At 70.2% G+C, this 18,248-nt stretch carries 18 protein-coding genes and 1 pseudogene; 13 read left to right on the forward strand and 6 right to left on the reverse strand.

The window, feature by feature from the left end:
- Positions 1-163 precede the first annotated feature (163 nt).
- The gene (locus tag AB0M82_RS35500) at positions 164-1,069 is read right to left on the reverse strand and encodes an alpha/beta hydrolase family protein (protein ID WP_364731609.1); all 906 of its coding nucleotides are present in this window, start codon (positions 1,067-1,069) and stop codon (positions 164-166) included.
- A 74-nt stretch (positions 1,070-1,143) separates the two neighbouring features.
- Between AB0M82_RS35500 and AB0M82_RS35505 the strand changes: the two genes are divergently transcribed.
- Positions 1,144-2,460 carry an MFS transporter gene (locus AB0M82_RS35505; RefSeq protein ID WP_364731611.1) on the forward strand — a complete coding sequence of 439 codons (1,317 nt, stop codon included), beginning with the start codon at positions 1,144-1,146 and terminating at the stop codon, positions 2,458-2,460.
- Here the strand turns inward: AB0M82_RS35505 and AB0M82_RS35510 are convergent.
- Entirely contained in the window at positions 2,383-4,434 is a 2,052-nt protein-coding gene (locus tag AB0M82_RS35510) for an MMPL family transporter (protein ID WP_364731613.1), read from the reverse strand. The genes AB0M82_RS35505 and AB0M82_RS35510 overlap by 78 nt on opposite strands.
- Positions 4,435-4,703: 269 nt before the next feature.
- On the opposite strand from AB0M82_RS35510, the gene AB0M82_RS35515 reads away from it, so the two are divergent.
- The 4 genes from AB0M82_RS35515 (at position 4,704) to AB0M82_RS35530 (ending at position 8,225) form a co-directional block, all read left to right on the forward strand.
- Positions 4,704-5,366: a cutinase family protein gene (locus AB0M82_RS35515; RefSeq protein WP_364731615.1), complete on the forward strand. Its 663-nt coding sequence runs from the start codon at positions 4,704-4,706 to the stop codon at positions 5,364-5,366.
- Positions 5,367-5,702: 336 nt separating this feature from the next.
- Positions 5,703-6,419, forward strand: coding sequence for an AAA family ATPase (locus AB0M82_RS35520; protein ID WP_364731618.1), 717 nt, complete (start codon positions 5,703-5,705; stop codon positions 6,417-6,419).
- A 327-nt stretch (positions 6,420-6,746) separates the two neighbouring features.
- Complete coding sequence (locus AB0M82_RS35525; RefSeq protein WP_364731620.1) at positions 6,747-7,232, forward strand: NUDIX hydrolase; 486 nt, start codon at positions 6,747-6,749, stop codon at positions 7,230-7,232.
- A 408-nt stretch (positions 7,233-7,640) separates the two neighbouring features.
- Positions 7,641-8,225: a tyrosine-type recombinase/integrase gene (locus tag AB0M82_RS35530; protein WP_364731685.1), complete on the forward strand. Its 585-nt coding sequence runs from the start codon at positions 7,641-7,643 to the stop codon at positions 8,223-8,225.
- A gap of 49 nt (positions 8,226-8,274) precedes the next feature.
- Here AB0M82_RS35530 and AB0M82_RS35535 read toward each other — a convergent pair whose 3' ends face one another.
- Both AB0M82_RS35535 and AB0M82_RS35540 read right to left on the reverse strand, forming a co-directional pair.
- The gene (locus AB0M82_RS35535) at positions 8,275-8,928 is read right to left on the reverse strand and encodes a response regulator transcription factor (protein WP_364731622.1); all 654 of its coding nucleotides are present in this window, start codon (positions 8,926-8,928) and stop codon (positions 8,275-8,277) included.
- Positions 8,925-10,058, reverse strand: coding sequence for a sensor histidine kinase (locus AB0M82_RS35540; protein ID WP_364731625.1), 1,134 nt, complete (start codon positions 10,056-10,058; stop codon positions 8,925-8,927). The genes AB0M82_RS35535 and AB0M82_RS35540 overlap by 4 nt, the downstream gene beginning before the upstream one ends.
- A 119-nt stretch (positions 10,059-10,177) precedes the next feature.
- Here AB0M82_RS35540 and AB0M82_RS35545 point away from each other — a divergent pair, with 119 nt between their 5' ends.
- The 4 genes from AB0M82_RS35545 (at position 10,178) to AB0M82_RS35560 (ending at position 13,787) form a co-directional block, all read left to right on the forward strand.
- Positions 10,178-11,227, forward strand: coding sequence for a DUF418 domain-containing protein (locus tag AB0M82_RS35545; RefSeq protein ID WP_364731627.1), 1,050 nt, complete (start codon positions 10,178-10,180; stop codon positions 11,225-11,227).
- Between the two features lie 487 nt (positions 11,228-11,714).
- Positions 11,715-12,074 carry a hypothetical protein gene (locus AB0M82_RS35550; RefSeq protein ID WP_364731629.1) on the forward strand — a complete coding sequence of 120 codons (360 nt, stop codon included), beginning with the start codon at positions 11,715-11,717 and terminating at the stop codon, positions 12,072-12,074.
- On the forward strand, positions 12,071-12,220 hold the full coding sequence (locus AB0M82_RS35555) for a hypothetical protein (protein ID WP_364731631.1): 150 nt from the start codon (positions 12,071-12,073) through the stop codon (positions 12,218-12,220). Before AB0M82_RS35550 ends, AB0M82_RS35555 begins: the two co-directional genes overlap by 4 nt.
- 313 nt (positions 12,221-12,533) lie before the next feature.
- Complete coding sequence (locus AB0M82_RS35560) at positions 12,534-13,787, forward strand: cation:proton antiporter (protein WP_364731633.1); 1,254 nt, start codon at positions 12,534-12,536, stop codon at positions 13,785-13,787.
- A gap of 40 nt (positions 13,788-13,827) precedes the next feature.
- Here AB0M82_RS35560 and AB0M82_RS35565 read toward each other — a convergent pair whose 3' ends face one another.
- Positions 13,828-14,067, reverse strand: coding sequence for an AAA-associated domain-containing protein (locus tag AB0M82_RS35565; RefSeq protein WP_364731688.1), 240 nt, complete (start codon positions 14,065-14,067; stop codon positions 13,828-13,830).
- A gap of 103 nt (positions 14,068-14,170) precedes the next feature.
- Positions 14,171-14,359 (reverse strand): annotated as a pseudogene (locus AB0M82_RS35570) (CocE/NonD family hydrolase C-terminal non-catalytic domain-containing protein); the annotation flags it as partial.
- 125 nt (positions 14,360-14,484) lie between these two features.
- Here AB0M82_RS35570 and AB0M82_RS35575 point away from each other — a divergent pair.
- The 4 genes from AB0M82_RS35575 to AB0M82_RS35590 all read left to right on the forward strand — a co-directional run bounded on the left by AB0M82_RS35575 (position 14,485) and on the right by AB0M82_RS35590 (position 18,217).
- Positions 14,485-15,165, forward strand: coding sequence for a haloacid dehalogenase type II (locus AB0M82_RS35575; protein ID WP_364731636.1), 681 nt, complete (start codon positions 14,485-14,487; stop codon positions 15,163-15,165).
- Between the two features lie 17 nt (positions 15,166-15,182).
- Positions 15,183-16,457 carry an FAD-binding oxidoreductase gene (locus tag AB0M82_RS35580; protein ID WP_364731638.1) on the forward strand — a complete coding sequence of 425 codons (1,275 nt, stop codon included), beginning with the start codon at positions 15,183-15,185 and terminating at the stop codon, positions 16,455-16,457.
- Positions 16,458-16,622: 165 nt separating this feature from the next.
- The gene (locus tag AB0M82_RS35585) at positions 16,623-17,096 is read left to right on the forward strand and encodes a RidA family protein (RefSeq protein WP_364731641.1); all 474 of its coding nucleotides are present in this window, start codon (positions 16,623-16,625) and stop codon (positions 17,094-17,096) included.
- A 14-nt stretch (positions 17,097-17,110) separates the two neighbouring features.
- Positions 17,111-18,217: an alanine racemase gene (locus AB0M82_RS35590; RefSeq protein ID WP_364731643.1), complete on the forward strand. Its 1,107-nt coding sequence runs from the start codon at positions 17,111-17,113 to the stop codon at positions 18,215-18,217.
- Positions 18,218-18,248 lie beyond the last annotated feature (31 nt).

Raw genomic sequence — 18,248 nt, forward strand, 5'->3', positions numbered from 1 at the left:
CCTACCGTGCGATTCACGAATAACGGCGACGCCGGGGTTCCGGAAATCCGCGCCTCCCGGCAGGCTAGCGACGCCTGCTCGCCGCGGACAAGATCGGATCCGGAAATCCCGAAACGAGTTCGGCGATTCTGCTCGCCCAGGACAGGAGGCGCTTCCCCGATTGTCACGGGATTACAGCACCGGCCGTCCACGACCTGAACGCCGTCAGGAAGAAACCCCACGACCGGATCAGCTCACGCCGCCAGGACGGCCAGTAGTGCGTGCCGGGGCCGAAACTGGTGTGCGGCGGGCGGCCCAGCTCGGCAAGCCGGGCCGCGAGATCTCGCGAGCCGGGCGCGATCAGCCGTTCGAGCAGGCGATCACCCGGCGCCGGCTGGTCCCCCGGTACCCGCACCCCGGTGCCCGCGGACAGGTAGAGCGGCGTGGCGGCGAGCCCGCGCGCGAGCAGGTACGGATTCCGCTTGGCCCAGCGGGTGCGTTCCGCGTGCCGCGGGCCCCACATCGCGTCGATCCGTTCTCCGACGCTGCGCAGGTAGAGCCGCAGCAACGTCGGGACACCGCGTCTCGTCGTGTGCACCAGGCCGCTGTAGGACGCGGCCGCGGCGAACATGCCGGGATTCCGCGCCGCGTATACCAAAGCTCCGTAGCCGCCCATGGACACCCCGCCGATCGCCCGGGCCGGTCCGGCGCCGTAGCGCTGCTCCAGCAGGGGCCGGACCTCGTCGAGGTGGAACCGGGGCCAGTCCGGCACCGAGCCGCTCCGGTCGGCCCGCCGCCAGTCCGTGTAGAACCCCGCTCGCCCACCCTCGGGCAGGACCACGAGCACCCCGGAGGTCCGGGCCAGCCGCACGATGTCGGTGTGCTCGGTCCAGCAGGCCGGGCCGTCGTCGCCGCCGTGCAGCAGGTAGAGCGTCGGCCAGTGCCGGTCCGGCCGGGGCGTCCACCCCGCGGGCGTGAGGAGCCGGACCTCCGCCGTCCGGCCCAGCGCGGCGGACCGCACGCGGAGTTCCACCCGGCCGGGCTCGGGAAATCGTTCGGTTTCGACCGCGATTCCGCATTCGGGTTTCATCCGTCCACTCTCTTGATTCTCCGGCAATTCTACCTCTATCGTGAGCAACCGTCTTCGCACCGACGGGAGTACTGATGGACAATTCCCGCAGCGGACCCACCCGGCACCCGTGGTCGACGTTGACCGCCGTGTGCCTGGCCGGAATGCTGGTCGGCCTGGACGGAACCGCCCTCACCGTCGCCGGCCCGGAAATGGGCCGTTCGGCGGGTGCGTCGTTCGGCGAACTGCAGTGGATCGCGAACGCCTATCTGGTCGCACTGGCGCTCGCGCTGGTGCCGGCGGGCAGGCTCGCCGACCGGGCCGGGCGCCGGAAGGTCTTCCTCGCCGGGGTCGGCGGCTTCGGACTGGCTTCGGCGCTCGTCGCGACCGGCACGACGAGCGAGCTCCTGATCGCCTTCCGCGGCCTGCAGGGTCTCTGCGCCGCGCTGCTGCAGCCCGCGGCGCTCGCCCTCGTCAGGTCGGCGTTCGGCCGGGCCCGGCTCGAGCTCGCGCTGGGGATCTGGGGTGCGACGTCGGCGGCCGCCATCGCTGCCGGGCCGATCATCGCCGGTGCCGTCGTGCACGCCTTCGGCTGGCCTGCGGTGTTCCTCATGAACGTGCCCGTCGCGCTGGTGGTGGTCGTCGTGACCGGTTACCGGGTGACCGAATCGCGGGCGCCCGGACCGCCGGGGCGGCCGGCCGAGCTACTGCGTACCCCGGGCGTCGCGATCGGCGCGGCGTTGACGGCGGTGGCGTTCTTCGCGCTGTTCGGGTTGTTGTTCTGCCTCACCCTGTACCTCCAGAACCTGCGTGGTCTCGATCCGGTGCACACCGGCGAATGGCTGCTTCCGGTGACGTGCTCGGTGGTGCTCGGCGCGCCACTCGGCGGTGCCCTGGTCGCGCGGTTCGGCCCCCGCGGGCCGGCCGCCGGCGGTTTCGCGCTGCTCGCGGCCGGGATCACCGGGCTGCTGGTCCTCGGCACCGACACCGCGTGGGCCGCCACGGTGCCGGCGACCGTGGTGACGGGCCTGGGCACCGGCGTCGCGCTCATCGCCGCGACGCAGGTGATCGTGGCGGGCGCACCGGAGTCCATGTCCGCGCAGGCGTCCGCGCTCCAGCAGGTGGCGACGCAGCTCGGTGGCGCCGTGGGGATCGCGGTGCTCAGTGCCGTGCTGTCCTGGCGGGTGGCGGCCGAGCTGCCCCGGGGCGGCCCGGTGGACGAGGCCGCGCAGGGCCGTGGGCCGGCTTTCGTGCCCGGTCTCCACGCCGCGGTGCTCGTCGCGGCGGCGGTGATCGCGCTCGGCGCGGTGCTCGCGCTGCGGATCCGCCCGGGTTCAGCCGGCATGGCGGCCGATCCGGCCGGGCCACCAGCCACGCCGTCCCAAGTGGACGGCGAGGGCGGGCACCAGTAGCGAGCGCACCACCAGCGTGTCCAGCAGCACGCCGAAGGCGACCAGGAACGCGATCTGGGCCATGAACAGGATCGGCAGCACCGCCAGTGCGGCGAACGTCGCGGCCAGGACGACACCGGCCGAGGTGATCACCGGGCCGGTCAGCTTCAGCGCCCTGGTCGTCCCGGCGCCCGGACCGTCCACGAAGGACTCCTCGCGGGCGCGCGTCATCAGGAAGATGTTGTAGTCCACGCCGAGGGTCACCAGGAAGACGAACGCGTAGAGCGGCAGTGACGGGTCGGCCCCCGGCAGGTGGAGCACGTCGTCGAACACCAGGGCCCCGGTGCCGAGGGTTGCCAGGTACGACAGCACGACGGTCGCCACGAGGACCAGCGGCAGGAGCACGGCCCGCAGCAGGAACACCAGCACGAGCAGGACCACGCCGAGCACGGCCGGGATCACCACCACGCGGTCGCGCTCGGCGGCTTCGCGGATCTCGGCCTGGATCGCCACCTGCCCGCCCACCAGGGCGTCCGCCCCAGGCACGGCGGCGACGGCGGCGCGGATGTCCCGGACGATTCCCGGTTCGGCCGCTTCCGGCACGTTCACCGCGGCGTCGAGTTCGACCAGCCCGTCCGCCTGCCCGGCACCGGGATTCACCGCTGTCACGCCGGGAACCGCGCGGATCCTCGCGGTCACCTCCGCCGCTCGCTCCCGCCGCGCGATGACCACGACCGGGCTGCGTTCGGCCCCCGGGAAGTGCGCGGCGACGACCTCCTGCCCGGACACCGCGTCGGTGGGGCCGAGGAACACGTCCGCAGGCTCGACGCCGTCCGCGCGCAGCAGCGGCACGAACGCGGCCAGCCCGGCGAGCACGAGCGCCGTGCCGGCCCAGACGAGCTTGGGCCGGCGACCTACCAGCCGGGCGACGCGCTCCCAGCGCGTCCGCCGTGGACGCCGGCGCGCCGGCCAGAAGGCGGCCCGCCCGAGCAGCAGCAGCGCCGCCGGGAGGAACGTCAGCGACGACACCAGCGCCGAAACGATCCCGATGGCCGCGACCGGGCCGAGACCGCGGTTCGACGACAACGCGCTCAGCAGCAGGCAGCACAGGCCGAGCACCACGGTCCCGGCGGAGGCCACGATGGACTCCCCCACGCGGAACGCCGCTCGCAGTGCGCTCCGGTGGTCCGGCCGGACCGTGAGCTCCTCCTGGTACCGGGCGATGAACAGCAGCGCGTAGTCGGTGCAGGCACCGAAGACGAGGATGAACAGGATGCCCTGCCCCTGACCGCTGAGGGTGAGCACACCCCGCGCGGCGAGCGGGTACACGACGCTCGAGGCGGCGATCAGCGCGAGGCCCGCGGAGGCCAGTACCACCAGCGGAAGCAGCGGGCTGCGGTACACGGCGACCAGCACGGCCACGACGAGCAGGGCCGTCACGAGGAGCAGCGTCCGGTCCACCCCGGAGAATACGGCCCCGAGATCCGCGGTGAACCCGGCCGGCCCGGTGACCTGGGCCGCAAGGCCCGGTGGCAGACCGGCCTCGACGACGTCCCGCACGCGCTGCACGGTCCGTCCGGCCGCGAAGCCGTCCTCCGCCACGACCGGGGCGACGACCAGCGCGGCCTTGCCGTCGGCCGAGAAAACCGGCGGGGCGGCGGGACCCGCGAGCCCGGCCAGACCGGTCAGGTTCCGGCTCGTCCCGGCCGTGACAGCCCGGTCGCCGGCGCTCAGCCCGGCCGCCCGGCTGAACACCACCCAGGCCGGCTGGACCGGACCGCCCGAAAGCCGTTCCTGCAGCCGTGCCACCTCGGTGGCCTCGGCCGAGGCGGGCAGGAACGAGACGCCGTCGTTGTGCTGGACCTCGTCGAGCCGGCCGGGAAGACCGCCGGCCAGCACCCCGGCCACCAGCCAGCCGATCACCACCAGCGCCGGAACCAGCCACCGGCGGGCCCGGGTGCCGCTGCCCGGATCGACCCCGGACCGGACCGCCATCGACACAACCACCTCCGGTGCTTCCCCTGCGGAACACCTAAGTGGTGGCCGGTGGCGCCGGACAAGAGCGGACACCGGGAAAGCGCCGGAATTGAGTGTCCACAACAGACTTTCTGTCACCGGGGAACAGCCGCCCGGCGGTTGCCCCGGCGGTCCCTTGCCCGGCCGGGACACCGGTGCAACGCTCACCTCCGCCCGGCGGCCCGACTCTGCCGGGCCTTCCCCTCGCCATCGAGGTTCTCCTTTCCGAGCAAAGGTGTTGATAGCCCATGAGCTCAGTCTTCGGCAGCGCAGCCCGGCTGCTCACCGTCTTCACCACGGTCGTTCTCGCCGGACTCGGCGTCGTCGTCGCCGCGCCGGCCGCCTCCGCCGCCACCTGCGAGGACATCGACGTGTCGGTGGCCCGTGGCACCTTCGAACCCGGCGCACTCGGCTGGTTCGTGGGCGACCCGGTCTACTCGGCGGTACAAGGCCGGCTGCAACCGCTCTCGACGAGCAGCTACCGGGTGAACTACCCGGCGGACCTCGGCCAGCCCGCCTCCGTCCAGCAGGGCAACCGCGACCTGGTCAACCACGTCACGAGCCAGGCTGCGGCCTGCCCCCGGCAGCGCTTCGTCCTGGTCGGCTACTCACAAGGCGCCAACGTGGTCGACAACTCGATCGGCGTCAGCAGCGAAGGAGTGGTCGTCGGCGGCCCGATCGTCGCAACGATCCCGGCCTCGATCGCGCCGCGCATCGCCGCGATCCTGCTGTTCGGCAACCCCATCCGGGCGGACGGCCGGAGCGTCACGGGCCTGTACGAAAGCCGCACCAAGGACTACTGCGCCGACGGCGACTCGATCTGCCAGTTCCTCGGCACGAACCCCCTGGCCCACTTCAGCTACGGCGACAACGCCGCCGACGCGGCCGAATTCGTGGCCGGCAAGGTCTGAGCCGCGGTCCCTTGTGGATCCACGCCCGCGGGCGGCTCCCTCCGGTCGGCGGTGAACTCACCACCGCGGCGGAACGTCATCCGTGGCGTGAACCTCAAGCGAAGGTCGTTCCCGCACCTGGCCAGCGTCACGACGGCCGGGCTGGCCGCCGCTGCGTGCTCATCGGCACCACGGGCCGCGGGGGCCCCGTCAAGGCGGCGGCCGGGCGCGTTCCGGTCGCCGCGCGCAGCGGGGGGTGTCCCTATCTGGTTGTCAAGGCGCAGCGGGGGCGGGAGTGGGTTGGGGTGGCGGCAGTGGGAGGGCTGGTGCCTCCTGCATAGCCCGATCGCCCCCGGCTTGCCGAAATTCGTCTACTTCGACGACTACGACTCGATGCCGGGTAAGGCGTTCATCCCCGACCTCATCCGCCGCCGCGGCCAGGGCAGTTTGCCCCGCGGCGAACTAGCGCTGGTAAGCCTCCTGCGGATCGCTGGCTCCGAACTGGAGGACTTCCTGGCCCAGCACAACCACGAGCGCCTGATCCGCAGGCAGGAAACTGCCAACGCCAGCATCTCCCGCGAGGTGTTCAAGTACTGGCGGCAAAGCACCGACCTCGTGGTGAAGCTGGAAGTGCTCTCCCCGGAGACCAGCGCTGCCGCCTCCTTGAACGAGGGCCCGATCATGCAGATCCGGGTGTTCAACAACCGCCACGGCGTGGCGGTGCCCTTCGACGAGCGCTCCCGCGGGTTCGTGTGGTTCATCTCCTTCCTGGCGTACTTCACCGACCTGGACGACACCGCCAAGCAGCAGCTGATCCTGCTGCTCGACGAGCCCGGTCTGTCGCTGCACGGCCGGGCCCAGGAGGACTTGCTGCGCATGATCGACGACCGGCTCGCGCCCAAGCACCAGGTGCTCTACACCACGCACTCGCCGTTCATGGTCACCGCCGACCAGCTGCACCGGCTGCACACCGTCATCGACCATGACGAAATCGGCACCAAGGTCTCGGCGGAGGTGTTCAAGGTCGACGAGGACACCGCGTTCCCCTCTACGCGGCGATGGGGATCGGCATGACCGGGCTCCGAAGGGGCGTTCGTCGGGTACAGCAGCACGCCGATCCCGATGCCGCCGCCGCAGGTTCGGGCGGACGATCGCTTCACGGCGTTCCGGCGAGTACTACGAGGGCCCGGGGTGAGGTCTTCGTCGCCGTTGGCGGGTGTGCTGCCGGCCATGATGGTGTCGGAGCCGGCCGCTTCCTGGCCAGCGTTCGCAGACGTCCGCGTCGACGCTGCGGCGCCGCTAGGAACTCACACCACCGCTCAAACGTCCTGTTCTGCCGATGTGCGTACTTGAGTGGCTCGTCGTGCATGCCACTGTCGGTGTTGCGGTTGGATCGACATCATGGCCGCACTTCCCATCCGTGATCGCAGGGGCAACACCCTGATCGGCTTTCGCTTCGCCACAGAACAGGAGCTGGCACGCCTGGTCGAGCAGGTAACCGTGCCCGCATCGCTGGTGGTCGTCGGCCACGCGGACACCGTCCTGATGATCTTCGACAGCTGGCGGAAGCAGTGGGAGCTTCCTGGAGGAGCGCGAGAGCCAGGCGAGACCACGCGTGAAGGAGCCGTGCGGGAGTTGCGCGAGGAGACCGGCATCCACGTGCCGGACCTGGCCTTCGTTGCCGTGGCCGAGTTCGATCTCACGAAGCCGGAGCGCCGGGAACTGCTTGCTGTCTATCGGGTTCAGCTTCAGGTCGCGCCACTGCTGACCGTGAACGACGAAGCGCTGGACTTCCGCTGGTGGCCGCCATCGGAACCGGTGAGCGAGGACATGAGCCCGCTGGACGCGCAGATCGCCAAGCTCGTGGTCGGCTCCTCGGCGACCTGAGAACTGGCCGCGCTCTTCTGCCGCGATTGCCAGCGGATCGATATCCGCTCGTGGTTCCCCTCTGTGTCAAGCAGACGAGGAGGCCACTGTCCTATCCTTGTGATTGGCAGGTTCGGGAAGTGACTGATCCGAAGTGCTGACCACGGGGTTCAGGTCGGCCGCGCTGGAGTCAGGAGTCGCCCCCGAATGTCCTCCCGAGCCTGCCGCTACGCGCTCTGCGTCGCGGACCATCCGGCGGTAGACGACGTCGGACAGGCGGCGTTTCAGGCACCGCATCGCTTCCATGCTGGTCTTGCCGTCGGCCAGTCTGCGCTGGTAGTAGGCGCGGCCGGGGGTGTCGTGACGGAGCTGTACGTGCGCTGGATGCAGGAGGTCCGACGGTTCAAACCCTCCACCGTGTCACGCAGGATGTCAGTGGTCACCGGCTTCTACCGCACCTGCGTCATCGACACCGTGCTCGAGCACTCGCCAGCGGAATACGTCCGGCGCCCGACGAGTCACCAATCCTCGGCCTGTCACACCTGCAGTTCAAGCCCTGCTGACCGCGGCGCGGGAATCGGTCAACCCGTTCGACTACGCGCTGGTGGCGATGCTCGGTTTACTCGGCCTCCGGGTGTTCGAGGCCGCGGCAAAGTCGTGCTGGCGCCCTTGCCGCCGGCGGTCGGACGGGCGATCGACCGAGCGGTTGGAGACCGCGAGCACGGTCCGGTCCTGCTCAACCGACGAGGCGTGCGCATGGACCGACACTGCGCCACCCGCCGACTGCGCAGGCTGGCCGAGTCCTCGGTCGTGCGGCTGCCGCGAATGCACCCGCACATGCTTCGCCACACCTTCGTCACCACAATGCTCGACGCCGGCGTCGACCTCCGCGACGTCCAGATCGCAGCCCGCCACGCCGACCCACGAACGACCATGCGCTACGACCGCGCCCGAAAGAACCTCGACCGACACCCCAACTACATCCTGGCGGCGTACATGGCATCCGCGACCTGACACCCAACGCACTGTCTTGCCGAGGAGAGAGCTCGGGCTCCGAGTTTGGTCACGGGGTCGCGATGATCTGGTTTTCCCAGGCCCAGGTGACTATTTCGACGCGGTTTCGCAGGCCGAGCTTCTGCTGGATGCCGGTCAGGTGGCTTTTGACGGTGCTGAGGGAGATGAACAGCTCCGCGGCGATTTCCTGGTTGGTACGGCCCTGCGCGAGAGCGCGGACCACCTCGATCTCCCGCTCGGACAGCGACTTCGTGGCACCGGCCCTGCGGGGCGCGGTGGCGGTGACGTGGCGCAACAGCCGCAGGGTGATGGACGGGGAGATCAGCGCGTCTCCGGCGTGGGCCGCGCGGACGGCTTCGACCAGGAGCCCGGCGCCCGCGTCTTTGAGGAGGAAGCCGACGGCGCCGCCGCGCAACGCGCCGTACACGTACTCGTCCAGATCGAAGGTGGTGACCATGACGACCCGCACCGGGTCGGCGATCCCCGGCCCGGCCAGTGCGCGGGTGACCTCGATGCCGTCCAGGCGGGGCATCCGGACGTCCACGAGGCACACGTCCGGGCGCAGCTGCCGGGCCAGCGCCACAGCTTCGACGCCGTCCACCGCTTCGGCCACCACGGCGATGTCGGGTTGGTCCTCCAGGATGAGCCGCAAGCCGCGGCGAACCATGGCCTGGTCGTCGGCCAGCAGAACGGTGATGGTCATCGGCGTGTCCTCGCCGGGACCGGCAGGGTGGCCCGCACTGACCAGCCGGTACCGGGACGAGGGCCGGCCGAGAACGTGCCGTCGAGTGCTTCGACGCGTTCGCGAAGTCCGACCAGTCCGTACCCGCCGCGGTGCCGGGTGGGCGCGGGTGGACCGTCGTCGACGACCCCGACGGTGACGCGCTCGTGGTCTTCGCCGACGCACACGGTGACCGAGCGGGCGTGCGGGGCGTGCCGGGAGACGTTGGTCAGCGATTCCTGGACGACTCGGTAGACGGTGCTGATGACCTCCGGTGGCCACACCGACTTCCTTTCCGGCAACTGAAGGCTGACCGGGGGGCCGTGCCGGGTGAAGCGCTCCACGAGGTCGCCGAGCTGCTCGGGCCCGGGCGAGCCGGGGGCGGCGTCGTCGGTGTCGCGCAACAGCCCGACGACCCGGCGCATCGCAGCCAGCGCGTCGGAGCCGGCGGACTCGATGTCGGTCAACGAGCCCTCGAGCTGCTCCGGGTGCTTGCGGTGGGTGATCCGGGCCGCCTGGGTCTGCAGCACGACCCCGGTGATGTGGTGGGCGACGACGTCGTGCAGCTCCCGAGCCAGCTCGAGGCGTTCATCCCGGCGCACCTTCTCGAGGATCGCCTGCCGGCGGGTACCGCGCAGCCGGCGGAGCAGCCCCGTCGCGACAGCGGCCGACCAACCCACACCGTTGACGGTCACCACCAGCGACAGCGAGGAAGGACCGTGCACGGTGAGCAGGCTGCCCGCGGCCACCGCCAGGCCGGCGGCCGCGACGACGGTCGCCGGTCGCGGGGGCAGTGTCCTGATCGCGGCGGCCACCAGCACGGACAACGCGAGGGCCATCGCGGGACCGGGCTGGCTCGGCAGCTGGGCCGACCGCGCGACCAGAACGGCCACCGCCGCGACCGTCAAACCCGCGACAGCCGCACGTGCCCGGTCGCGGCGGCGCAGCACGGCTATGACACACACCACCGCCCCCGCAGCGAGATTGAACTGCCAGTAGTTCCCGCCCCAGCTGGCGGCGACCCGGACGGCCTCGAAGACGAGTACCGCTGCGAACACGACGCCGAGCCCGACATCGGCCGCAATCTTGACCAGCCGCCCCCACCCGTTCACCCGGACAGGTTAGGACACCGCGGCCGTCCGCAGCACCGGTCAAAAGTACGACTACGCACCCCGCAAACCGTTCTTTGAGCCGATGGCGCCGCCCGGCCCCGCGCACAAGATGACAGCCCATGACCACCGAAGACTCCTTGCTCGACCGGCGACGGATCGTGGCGCTCGACGTCATCCGCGGGTTCGCGCTGTGCGGGATCCTGCTCGCCAATGTCCAGCCGATCGCCAACGCCGGCGCGGTCGTCATCTCGCAGGCACCCCCCGATCCCGCCGACGGTGACGGATCGGCCTGGCTCGGGCTGCTCGTGGAGCAGCGCTTCTTCCCGATCTTCGCCCTGCTGTTCGGAATCGGGTTCTCGCTGCTGCTACGCGCGTCGGCAGACCGCACCACCCGCCCGCGGCTGCTCCTGCTGCGCCGGCTGCTGGCCCTGCTCGTCGTCGGCATCGCGCACTTCACGCTGTTGTGGAACGGCGACATCCTCTCCACCTATGCCGTCATCGGCATCGTGGCTCTGCTGCCCTCCACCTGGCTGCCGCGCGCGGCAGTCGCCGGGCTCAGCGCCGCGTTCCTGGTGACGTCGCTGGTGATCGGCGACGGCAGGTTCACCCTCGTCGCCGGGCTGTTCCTGCTGGGCTCGGCCCTCGTCCGATACGGCGTGATCGACCGGATCGAACAGGCCGCCCCGCGCACCACCCTGGTGGGTCTCGTTTTCGCCGTCGCAGCCGCGCCCGCCCTGCGGTGGCAGGCCGGGTTGCACGCCACCGAACGCGACTTCCAAACCGCCCTCGCCCTGGCCGGGCTGCTGCTCGCCGGGGTCTACGTGTGCGGCCTGCTGCTCCTGCTGCGAACCCCGCTCCGGGCGGCTCTGCAGACGGTGTTCGCGCCACTCGGCCGAATGGCGCTGACCAACTACCTCACCGCCACCGTGCTCGTCCTGTCGACCCGGCACCTGCTGGGCAGCGCTCCGCAGACCTGGCCCGCCCTCACCGTGGTCGCGATCGCAGGCACCATCCTCACCGTCCAGTGGGCATGGTCCACGCTCTGGCTACGCCGATACCGCCAAGGCCCGCTCGAATGGCTCTGGCGCTGGGCAACCTGGGCGCGCCGTCCGCCCCTGCGACGGGCCGACCCGAGCCAGCCCACCGTCGAAGACGTGCCGCACCGATGACCCCGACACGACATCGACGACGAACCGGCCTGCCGGCAGCCGGCCCCGAGGTAAGTCAGACCGCGGCGCGAGATCCTCCCTGACAACTTCCGGCGTCGGTCCTTCGAGGACCGGCGTCCCGGCAGACGCGCTGTCATGCCGCGTTGAGCGCGCCCGGTCGATCGCGATCGGGGCCAGCCGCGCCGATCGTGCAGATGGACGACGTGACGGTGATCCTCTCCGTACCGCAGACCGAGTCCGTAGCCGGCTTGCGGCTGCGCCCATGGCGGCTGGACGGCCTGTCGGCGGCTGGCAACCTCCCTGGCCGACGAAGCCGAAGCCCGGCAGTGGCTGGACGAACAGCGCGCAGGCTGCCGAGTACGCCAGCGCCTGGACTGACGCTCTGGCGCGAGCGCGGGCACCCTCATGATCGGATTCTTCGGAGGGCGTCAGCCGCGGCCGCGCGCGTAACGTACTGTTGGGTGGGGTTTTCGACGGGGAGGCCAGCGTGACTGGTCGCCAGCGTACCGATGCCGATCGGCTCGACGTGCGAAACGGGATGCACCGTGCCCTGAGGGAGGCGTTCGGCACCGCAGGTGTCGAATTCTCATCGTGCCACGTCGATGACCCCGGCGACGGCGTTCTCGTGCTGGTACCGCCTGAGGTGCCGAAGGCCACGTTGGTGGACCTCCTGCCAAGAGCGCTGGCTGACGCGCTCGCCCGGCATAACGAAGCCGCGGGGCCTGGCACGGCTAGACGGATGCGGATGGCCGTGCACGCAGGCGAGGTCACTTCCGTTGTGGTCGGCCGGCCCGACGACGACTGGGCCAGCGCGCCCACGCCATCGCGCAGGCCGCGACCGGCATGACCGTGGAGGAGATCCTCGGTTTCCTCGCCGACCACCTGGTCCGCTACAAGATCCCCCGGTCGGTCGAGTTCACCGACCGGCCGCTGCGGGACGACCGAGGGAGGTGCACCGCAGCAAGCCGCGCGACGCCGTCATCGAAAGGCTGAAGGCCCGCGCCTGAGACCGCCGCCGAGCACATCCGTCACGAGCCGCGGGGCAACAATCGAGGTGGACTGCCGGGCGGCGAATCTTCCGCCTTCATCGCTGTCCTCCGAGGACGGGTACCGCGCGCGAAGCGGGCCGAACTGGCCAAGGTTGATCAGCGAACTCGGTCTCGGCGGCACTGACCGGCCGATCCCCGACTCGCCGTGCGCGGTGTCCATCGCGGTACGAACCCGGCGGACGTCGCTCGCTTATGATCATCCGCGGCACTGCCTCGCCGATCAGCCAGCCGAACCCACGGAAACGAGTACCGGTCGAATGAACGCCCTGTTCTTCGCGATCACCGCGGCCCTCATCGTCCGCTCGCTGGCGGCCGCCCGCCTCGACCGGTGGAACCTCGGCGCTCCGGTCGTCCTCGTGCTCGCGGGCGTCGTCGTCGGCGTCCTCAACGAGGACTCCATCAACGCCGTGCTGAACACCCACGCGGTGCAGCAGGTGGCGGAGTTCATCCTCGCCGTGCTGCTGTTCACCGACGCCACCGAGGTGCGCGGCGGGCGGCTCTGGGGCACCGCGCCGTGGTCGGTCGCCCGGGTCCTGCTGCTCGCCCTCCCCCTGAGCCTTGCGCTCGCGATGGCGTTCGGCTGGGTCCTGTTCCCCGGCTTCTCCTGGCCGGTGCTGCTGCTGATCGCCGGCGTCGTCATGCCGATCGACTTCGCCCCCGCCGAGCGGCTGGTCCGCGACCGCGGAGTACCGATGCACGCCCGCAATGTGCTGAACGTCGAGAGCGGCTACAACGACGGAATCGTCTCCCCGATCTTCCTCTTCGCCCTGATTCTCGCTGGCGACCACAACCAGGAGCGCACGCCGCTCGGTGCGCTGGGCACCGTGGTGCCCTTCGCGCTCAAGGCGCTCGTCGCCGGCGTGGTGCTCGGGACACTGCTGGCGGTGCTCATGGACCAGGCTCACCGGCGCGGCTGGATGACCGACCAGGCCGCCCGCATCGTCGTCATGCTGGCGCCGCTGCTCACCTACACGACGACCGTGGCCATCGACGGCAACGGGTTCGTCGCCTCGTTCGTCTGCGGGACCGCCTTCCGGTACGTCCACCGGCACTTGAAAGCCCGGCAGCTTCGCCGTGCTCCGGCCGGCCGGAGCACGGCCAGCGCCCACTCCCTCACCATGGACTTCCAGCTGCTCGAGGACTTCACCTCGGTGCTGACCATGACCATGTGGTTCATGGTGGGCGTCGCGGCGGTGCTCATGGTCTCGCTCGGGGTTTCCTGGCAGGTCGTCCTGTTCTGCGCGGCCGCGCTCACCGTGCTCCGGCTCGTCCCGGTGTTCCTCTCGCTGATCGGCTCGAAGTTCCCCGCACGGGAGCGCCTGCTTCTCGGCGCGCTCGGGCCGCGGGGCACGACGACGATCGTGTTCGGGCTGCTGGCGTTCAACCGCCTCCCGGACGGCGGCACCGCCGACACGATCCTGACCATCACGGTGGTGTGCGTCCTGGGCAGCGTGCTGCTGCACGGCGTCGGTGCCAGGCCCGTGACACGCCTCCTGCTCCGCGCAGAATGAGCGGTCTCTCCCGGCCGGCCGGGGCGCAGCAACGCAGTCGTCAACCGATGGATGTGCTCCCGTGGGTCGGGTCGAGCGCGAGCTGTCCGGTGTCGTAGTCGAACAACTCGGCGTACCGGCCCCAGTCGATGGCGGTGTCGAGCTGCTGCCGCGCATCCCCGGTGGAGAAAGCCGCGGCGGAGCACGTCGGCGCTGGCGGCCAGTGCCTTGTAGACAGTGCGGATCCGGGGGGTGCGCGGTCGCGGACCTGTTCGGCGAAGATCTTCTTGCTTTCCTGGATGCGTTCGGCTACTCGTGCCGACGATGGTCATCGAGGAACTTGACGCCGGGATGGCTGGAGCCGGTGATCCGCGTCGACCCGGTAATGGGCCCGGCCAGAGGTGGACCGGCAGGTCGTAGGCCACCCCCGGCACGACGGCGGCGAGCCGCTCGTCGCCGTGGCGGTGGCTCGCCTTCAGCCACCCCTGCGTGATGCGCGTGGCCGTGCCGTCCGACACGATGACCGTGAAGTTGCCGTCGGTCGCCGTGAACGCCGCGCGGACCCGATGCCATCTGCTCAGCCCTGCGCGCACGGCAAGCAAGCAAGCACAGTACGTCGTCGACGCGGCCCGCCGACCGCGTCGAGGCAACGCGGCGTTGACAGCCCTTCCAAGATGGTCGACAATCGACAAACGACGATCCGACAGAGGAGGAACCAGTGAAGTTCGAAAGCAAGCCGAAGTTCGTCACGTTCGACATGAACGGGACATTGATCCACTTCCGCATCAACGAGGTGATCCGCCGGGTCCTGGGCGACCGGCTCCCCGCCGAGATCGCCGACGACTTCCTGCGGACGGGCAACGAGTTCCGGTTCGACGAGACCCTGGGCGACTACAAGCCGTTTCACCAGATCATCGCTCACTCGCTGGAGCGCACCCTGCGCCACTTCGGCCTGGAGTACCGCGCCGGTGACGCTGAGGCGGTGTACGAACAGATCCCCACGTTCACCCCCTACCCCGGTGTCACCGAGGCCCTGAACCGCCTGGCCGAGGAGATTCCGCTGGTCATCGTGACGAACACCGATGACGTCCACGCGCCGAGCCTCGTGGAGAACCTCAAGGCCCCGTTCGAGGTCGTCATCACCGCCGAGCAGATGGGCTGCTACAAGCCGCGGCTGCACGCGTGGCGGTACACGCTGGACAAGCTCGGCGCGACGCCCGACGAGATCGCGTGGGTCTCGGCGAGCCCGAAGTACGACCTCCGCTCCGCGACCGTCATGGGCTTCGAGAACAAGGTGTACATGGACCGCGGCTTCGAGCCGGACCACCCGTGGCTCGGCTGCAAGCGGATCACCGACATCGCCGACCTTCCCGTCCTCTTCGGTCTGCCGCGCCCCTGAAGAGCAGGAGAGCAGCGATGAAGTTCACCCCTTATTGGCTCGACACCGCGCCACCGGGCCCCTCCCGGTCGCGGACCGAGCTCGGTGGGCGTGTCGACGTCGCGATCGTCGGTGCGGGCCTGACCGGCCTCTCGGCGGCCCTGCACCTGGCGCGGAAGGGCGCCAACGTCCAGGTCTTCGAGAGGGAGACGGTCGGCTGGGGTGCGTCCGGCCGCAACGGCGGCATGGCCACCACCGGACTGTCGATCGGCTTCCGCGACGCGGTCAGCCGGTACGGCCTGGAGACCGCGAAGGCCTACCTGCTGGCCTACCACGACGCCGTCGACACCGTCGAGAAGCTCATCGGCGACGAGGGCATCGACTGTGATTTCGTCCGCACCGGCAAGCTGAACCTCGCGTCCAAGCCGGCCCACGTCGACGGCCTGTGCAAGACCGCCGAGATGCTGTCCGGGATCGGCGTCGAGGCGCGAGTGGTGAGCAGGAACGAGCTCAGTGCGGAAATCGGCTCCGACTGCTTCCACGGCGCGATGGTCGATTCCACGAGCGCGGGTCTGCACGTCGGCAAGTTCGCCAGGGGACTCGCCGAGGCAGCGGTGCGGGCCGGCGCCACGATCCACGAGAAGGCACCGGTCGAGCAGGTCCGGCGGCTGAACGGAACGCGGCACGAACTTGTCACACCGCGGGGCACCGTGCAGGCGGACCAGGTGCTCGTGGCGACCAGCGGCTACACCGGCCGGCCGTTCCGCTGGCAGCAGGTCAGGATCGCGCCCGTCGGCAGCTTCATCATCGTGACCGAGCCGCTGGGCGAGGGCGTCTGCGACGAGCTGCTGCCGACGAGGCGGATGGCGTCGACGTCGAAGAACCTGTTGAACTACTTCAGGATCACCCCGGATCACCGGCTGCTGTTCGGCGGCCGTGCCCGGTTCACCATGTCCAACCCGCAGTCGGACGAGAAGTGCGGGCGCATCCTGCAGAAGGCGATGACCGAGGTCTTCCCGCAGCTCGCGAACGCACGGGTCGACTACTGCTGGGGCGGTTTGGTCGACATGAGCATGGACCGCATGGTGCACGCCGGTGAGCGCGACGGGTTGTTCTACTCGCTCGGCTACTCCGGTTACGGCGTGCAGATGGCCACGCACATGGGCAAGCAGATGGCCGAGTACCTGAGCGGGACGACGAGCGCGAACCCTTGGCGCGACTTGAAGTTCACCCGCATCCCCGGGCACTTCGGACCGCCCTGGTTCCTGCCTTTCGCAGGCGCCTACTACAAGTTCAAGGACCTCATGAAGTGAGCGGGCCGCGTCGTCCCGCACCACGTTCCCAGTCTGAAGAAGGACCGCCGACGAAATCCTCTTCATGGACGACGGAATCGCCGTCGAACGCGGCGACGCCCGCGAATTACTCGCCGACCCACAAGAAAAACGAACCCAAGAGTTCCTGGAAAGGGTGCTGTGACTGTGCTCGAAAGTGCTGTGAAGGCAACGGAGCGGCTCCAGGCTCTCGGTCTGGAGCTGCCCGCCCTCGGATTCGGTGCGAGTCCGCACTTCGTGAACCACCGCGCGGTGGACTCGAGCATCTACATCTCGGGCCAGTTGCCGTACCGGGACGGCGTGCTGCTGGGCCAGGGCATCGTCGGCCGGGACGTCGACGTGCCGACGGCGCGCGACCTCGCCCGTCAGACCGCGCTCAACGCACTCGCCATCGCCGCGGACGCGGTGGGAGACCTGGACCGGGTCCGGATCGTGCAGATGCTGGTCTTCGTGGCCAGCACACCGGATCTGGGCGAGCAGTCGCGCGTCGCCGACGCGGCCAGTGACCTCCTCGTCGACGTGCTCGGTGAGAACGGGCGGCACGCGCGCACCGCGATCGGTGTCGCGGGGCTGCCGCGCAACAGTCCGGTCGAGATCCAGATGGTCTGCACCGCGGTGTAGGAGAGGAGTGCAACGTGAGCCGGCTCCAGCAAGCGCTCGCCGCCTTGGCCGGGCGGATCGACACCCCGGCGCCGATCGTGCTGGTCGACGTCATGCAGGACAACATCGACCGCATGCAGGCCTTCGCCGGCCAGCACGGTCTCCACGTCCGGCCGCACGTCAAGACGCACAAGTGCGTCGAGATCGGCAGGCGCCAGCTCGCGGCGGGAGCGGTCGGCATCACCGCGGGCAACGTCGGTGAGGCCGAGGTCTTCGCCGCGGCCGGATTCGACGACATCTTCCTCGCCTACCCGGTCTGGCCCTCGGGGACCAAGGGCGCGCGGCTGCGCAGGCTGACCGAGTCCGTCCGGCTGCGGGTCGGAGTGGACAACGTCGCGGCGATCGACGCACTCGCCGACGCGATGGCGGGCGAACCGGAGCGGCTGGAGGTCGTGATCGAGGTGGACTGCGGCGCCCGTCGCTCCGGGGCACCGCCCGAGCTCGCGGGCGACCTCGCGCTGGCCGCCGGCCGACGCGGTCTGGTGCCGGTGGGCATCTTCACGTATCCGGGTCACGGCAGCGCCAGTCCGGACGCTCGCATGCGCGCCGCGCGGGACCAGGACGCCGCGCTCGTCACCGCGGTGCGCAGCCTCACCAGCACCGGGATCACCGCGCAAGTGGTGAGCGCCGGTTCCACCCCGACCGTCGAGTTCACCAGCAGCAGCGTGATCACCGAGATCCGCCCCGGCGAGTACGTCTTCGGCGACCTGAACAACACCCGGCTCGGCGCCTGCACGGACGACCAGGTCGCACTGTTCGTCGCCGCCACCGTGGTCAGCGACTGGGTCCCCGACCAGGTCATCGTCGATGCGGGCACCAAAGCCCTCAGCCGGGAAGGCAGCGCCGAACGGGGCTACGGCGGCATCGCCGGCACGAAGGCCGTCCTGACCAAGCTCAACGAGTACCACGGATTCCTCGGGCTGCCCGCCGGTGAGTTCCGCCCCGGCATCGGCGCCGTGTTGCCGGTGGTGCCGAACCACGTCTGCCCGGTCGTGATCAACTTCGAGGAGCTGATCGTCACCGACAGCACGGGCACGTCGCTGGAACGATGGCCGGTCGACGCCCGCGGATTCCTCAGCTGACCGACAGGAGTTGCCCGATATGAGACTCGAT

The sequence above is a fragment of the Amycolatopsis sp. NPDC051128 genome (assembly GCF_040682715.1).
GTDB lineage: Bacteria > Actinomycetota > Actinomycetes > Mycobacteriales > Pseudonocardiaceae > Amycolatopsis.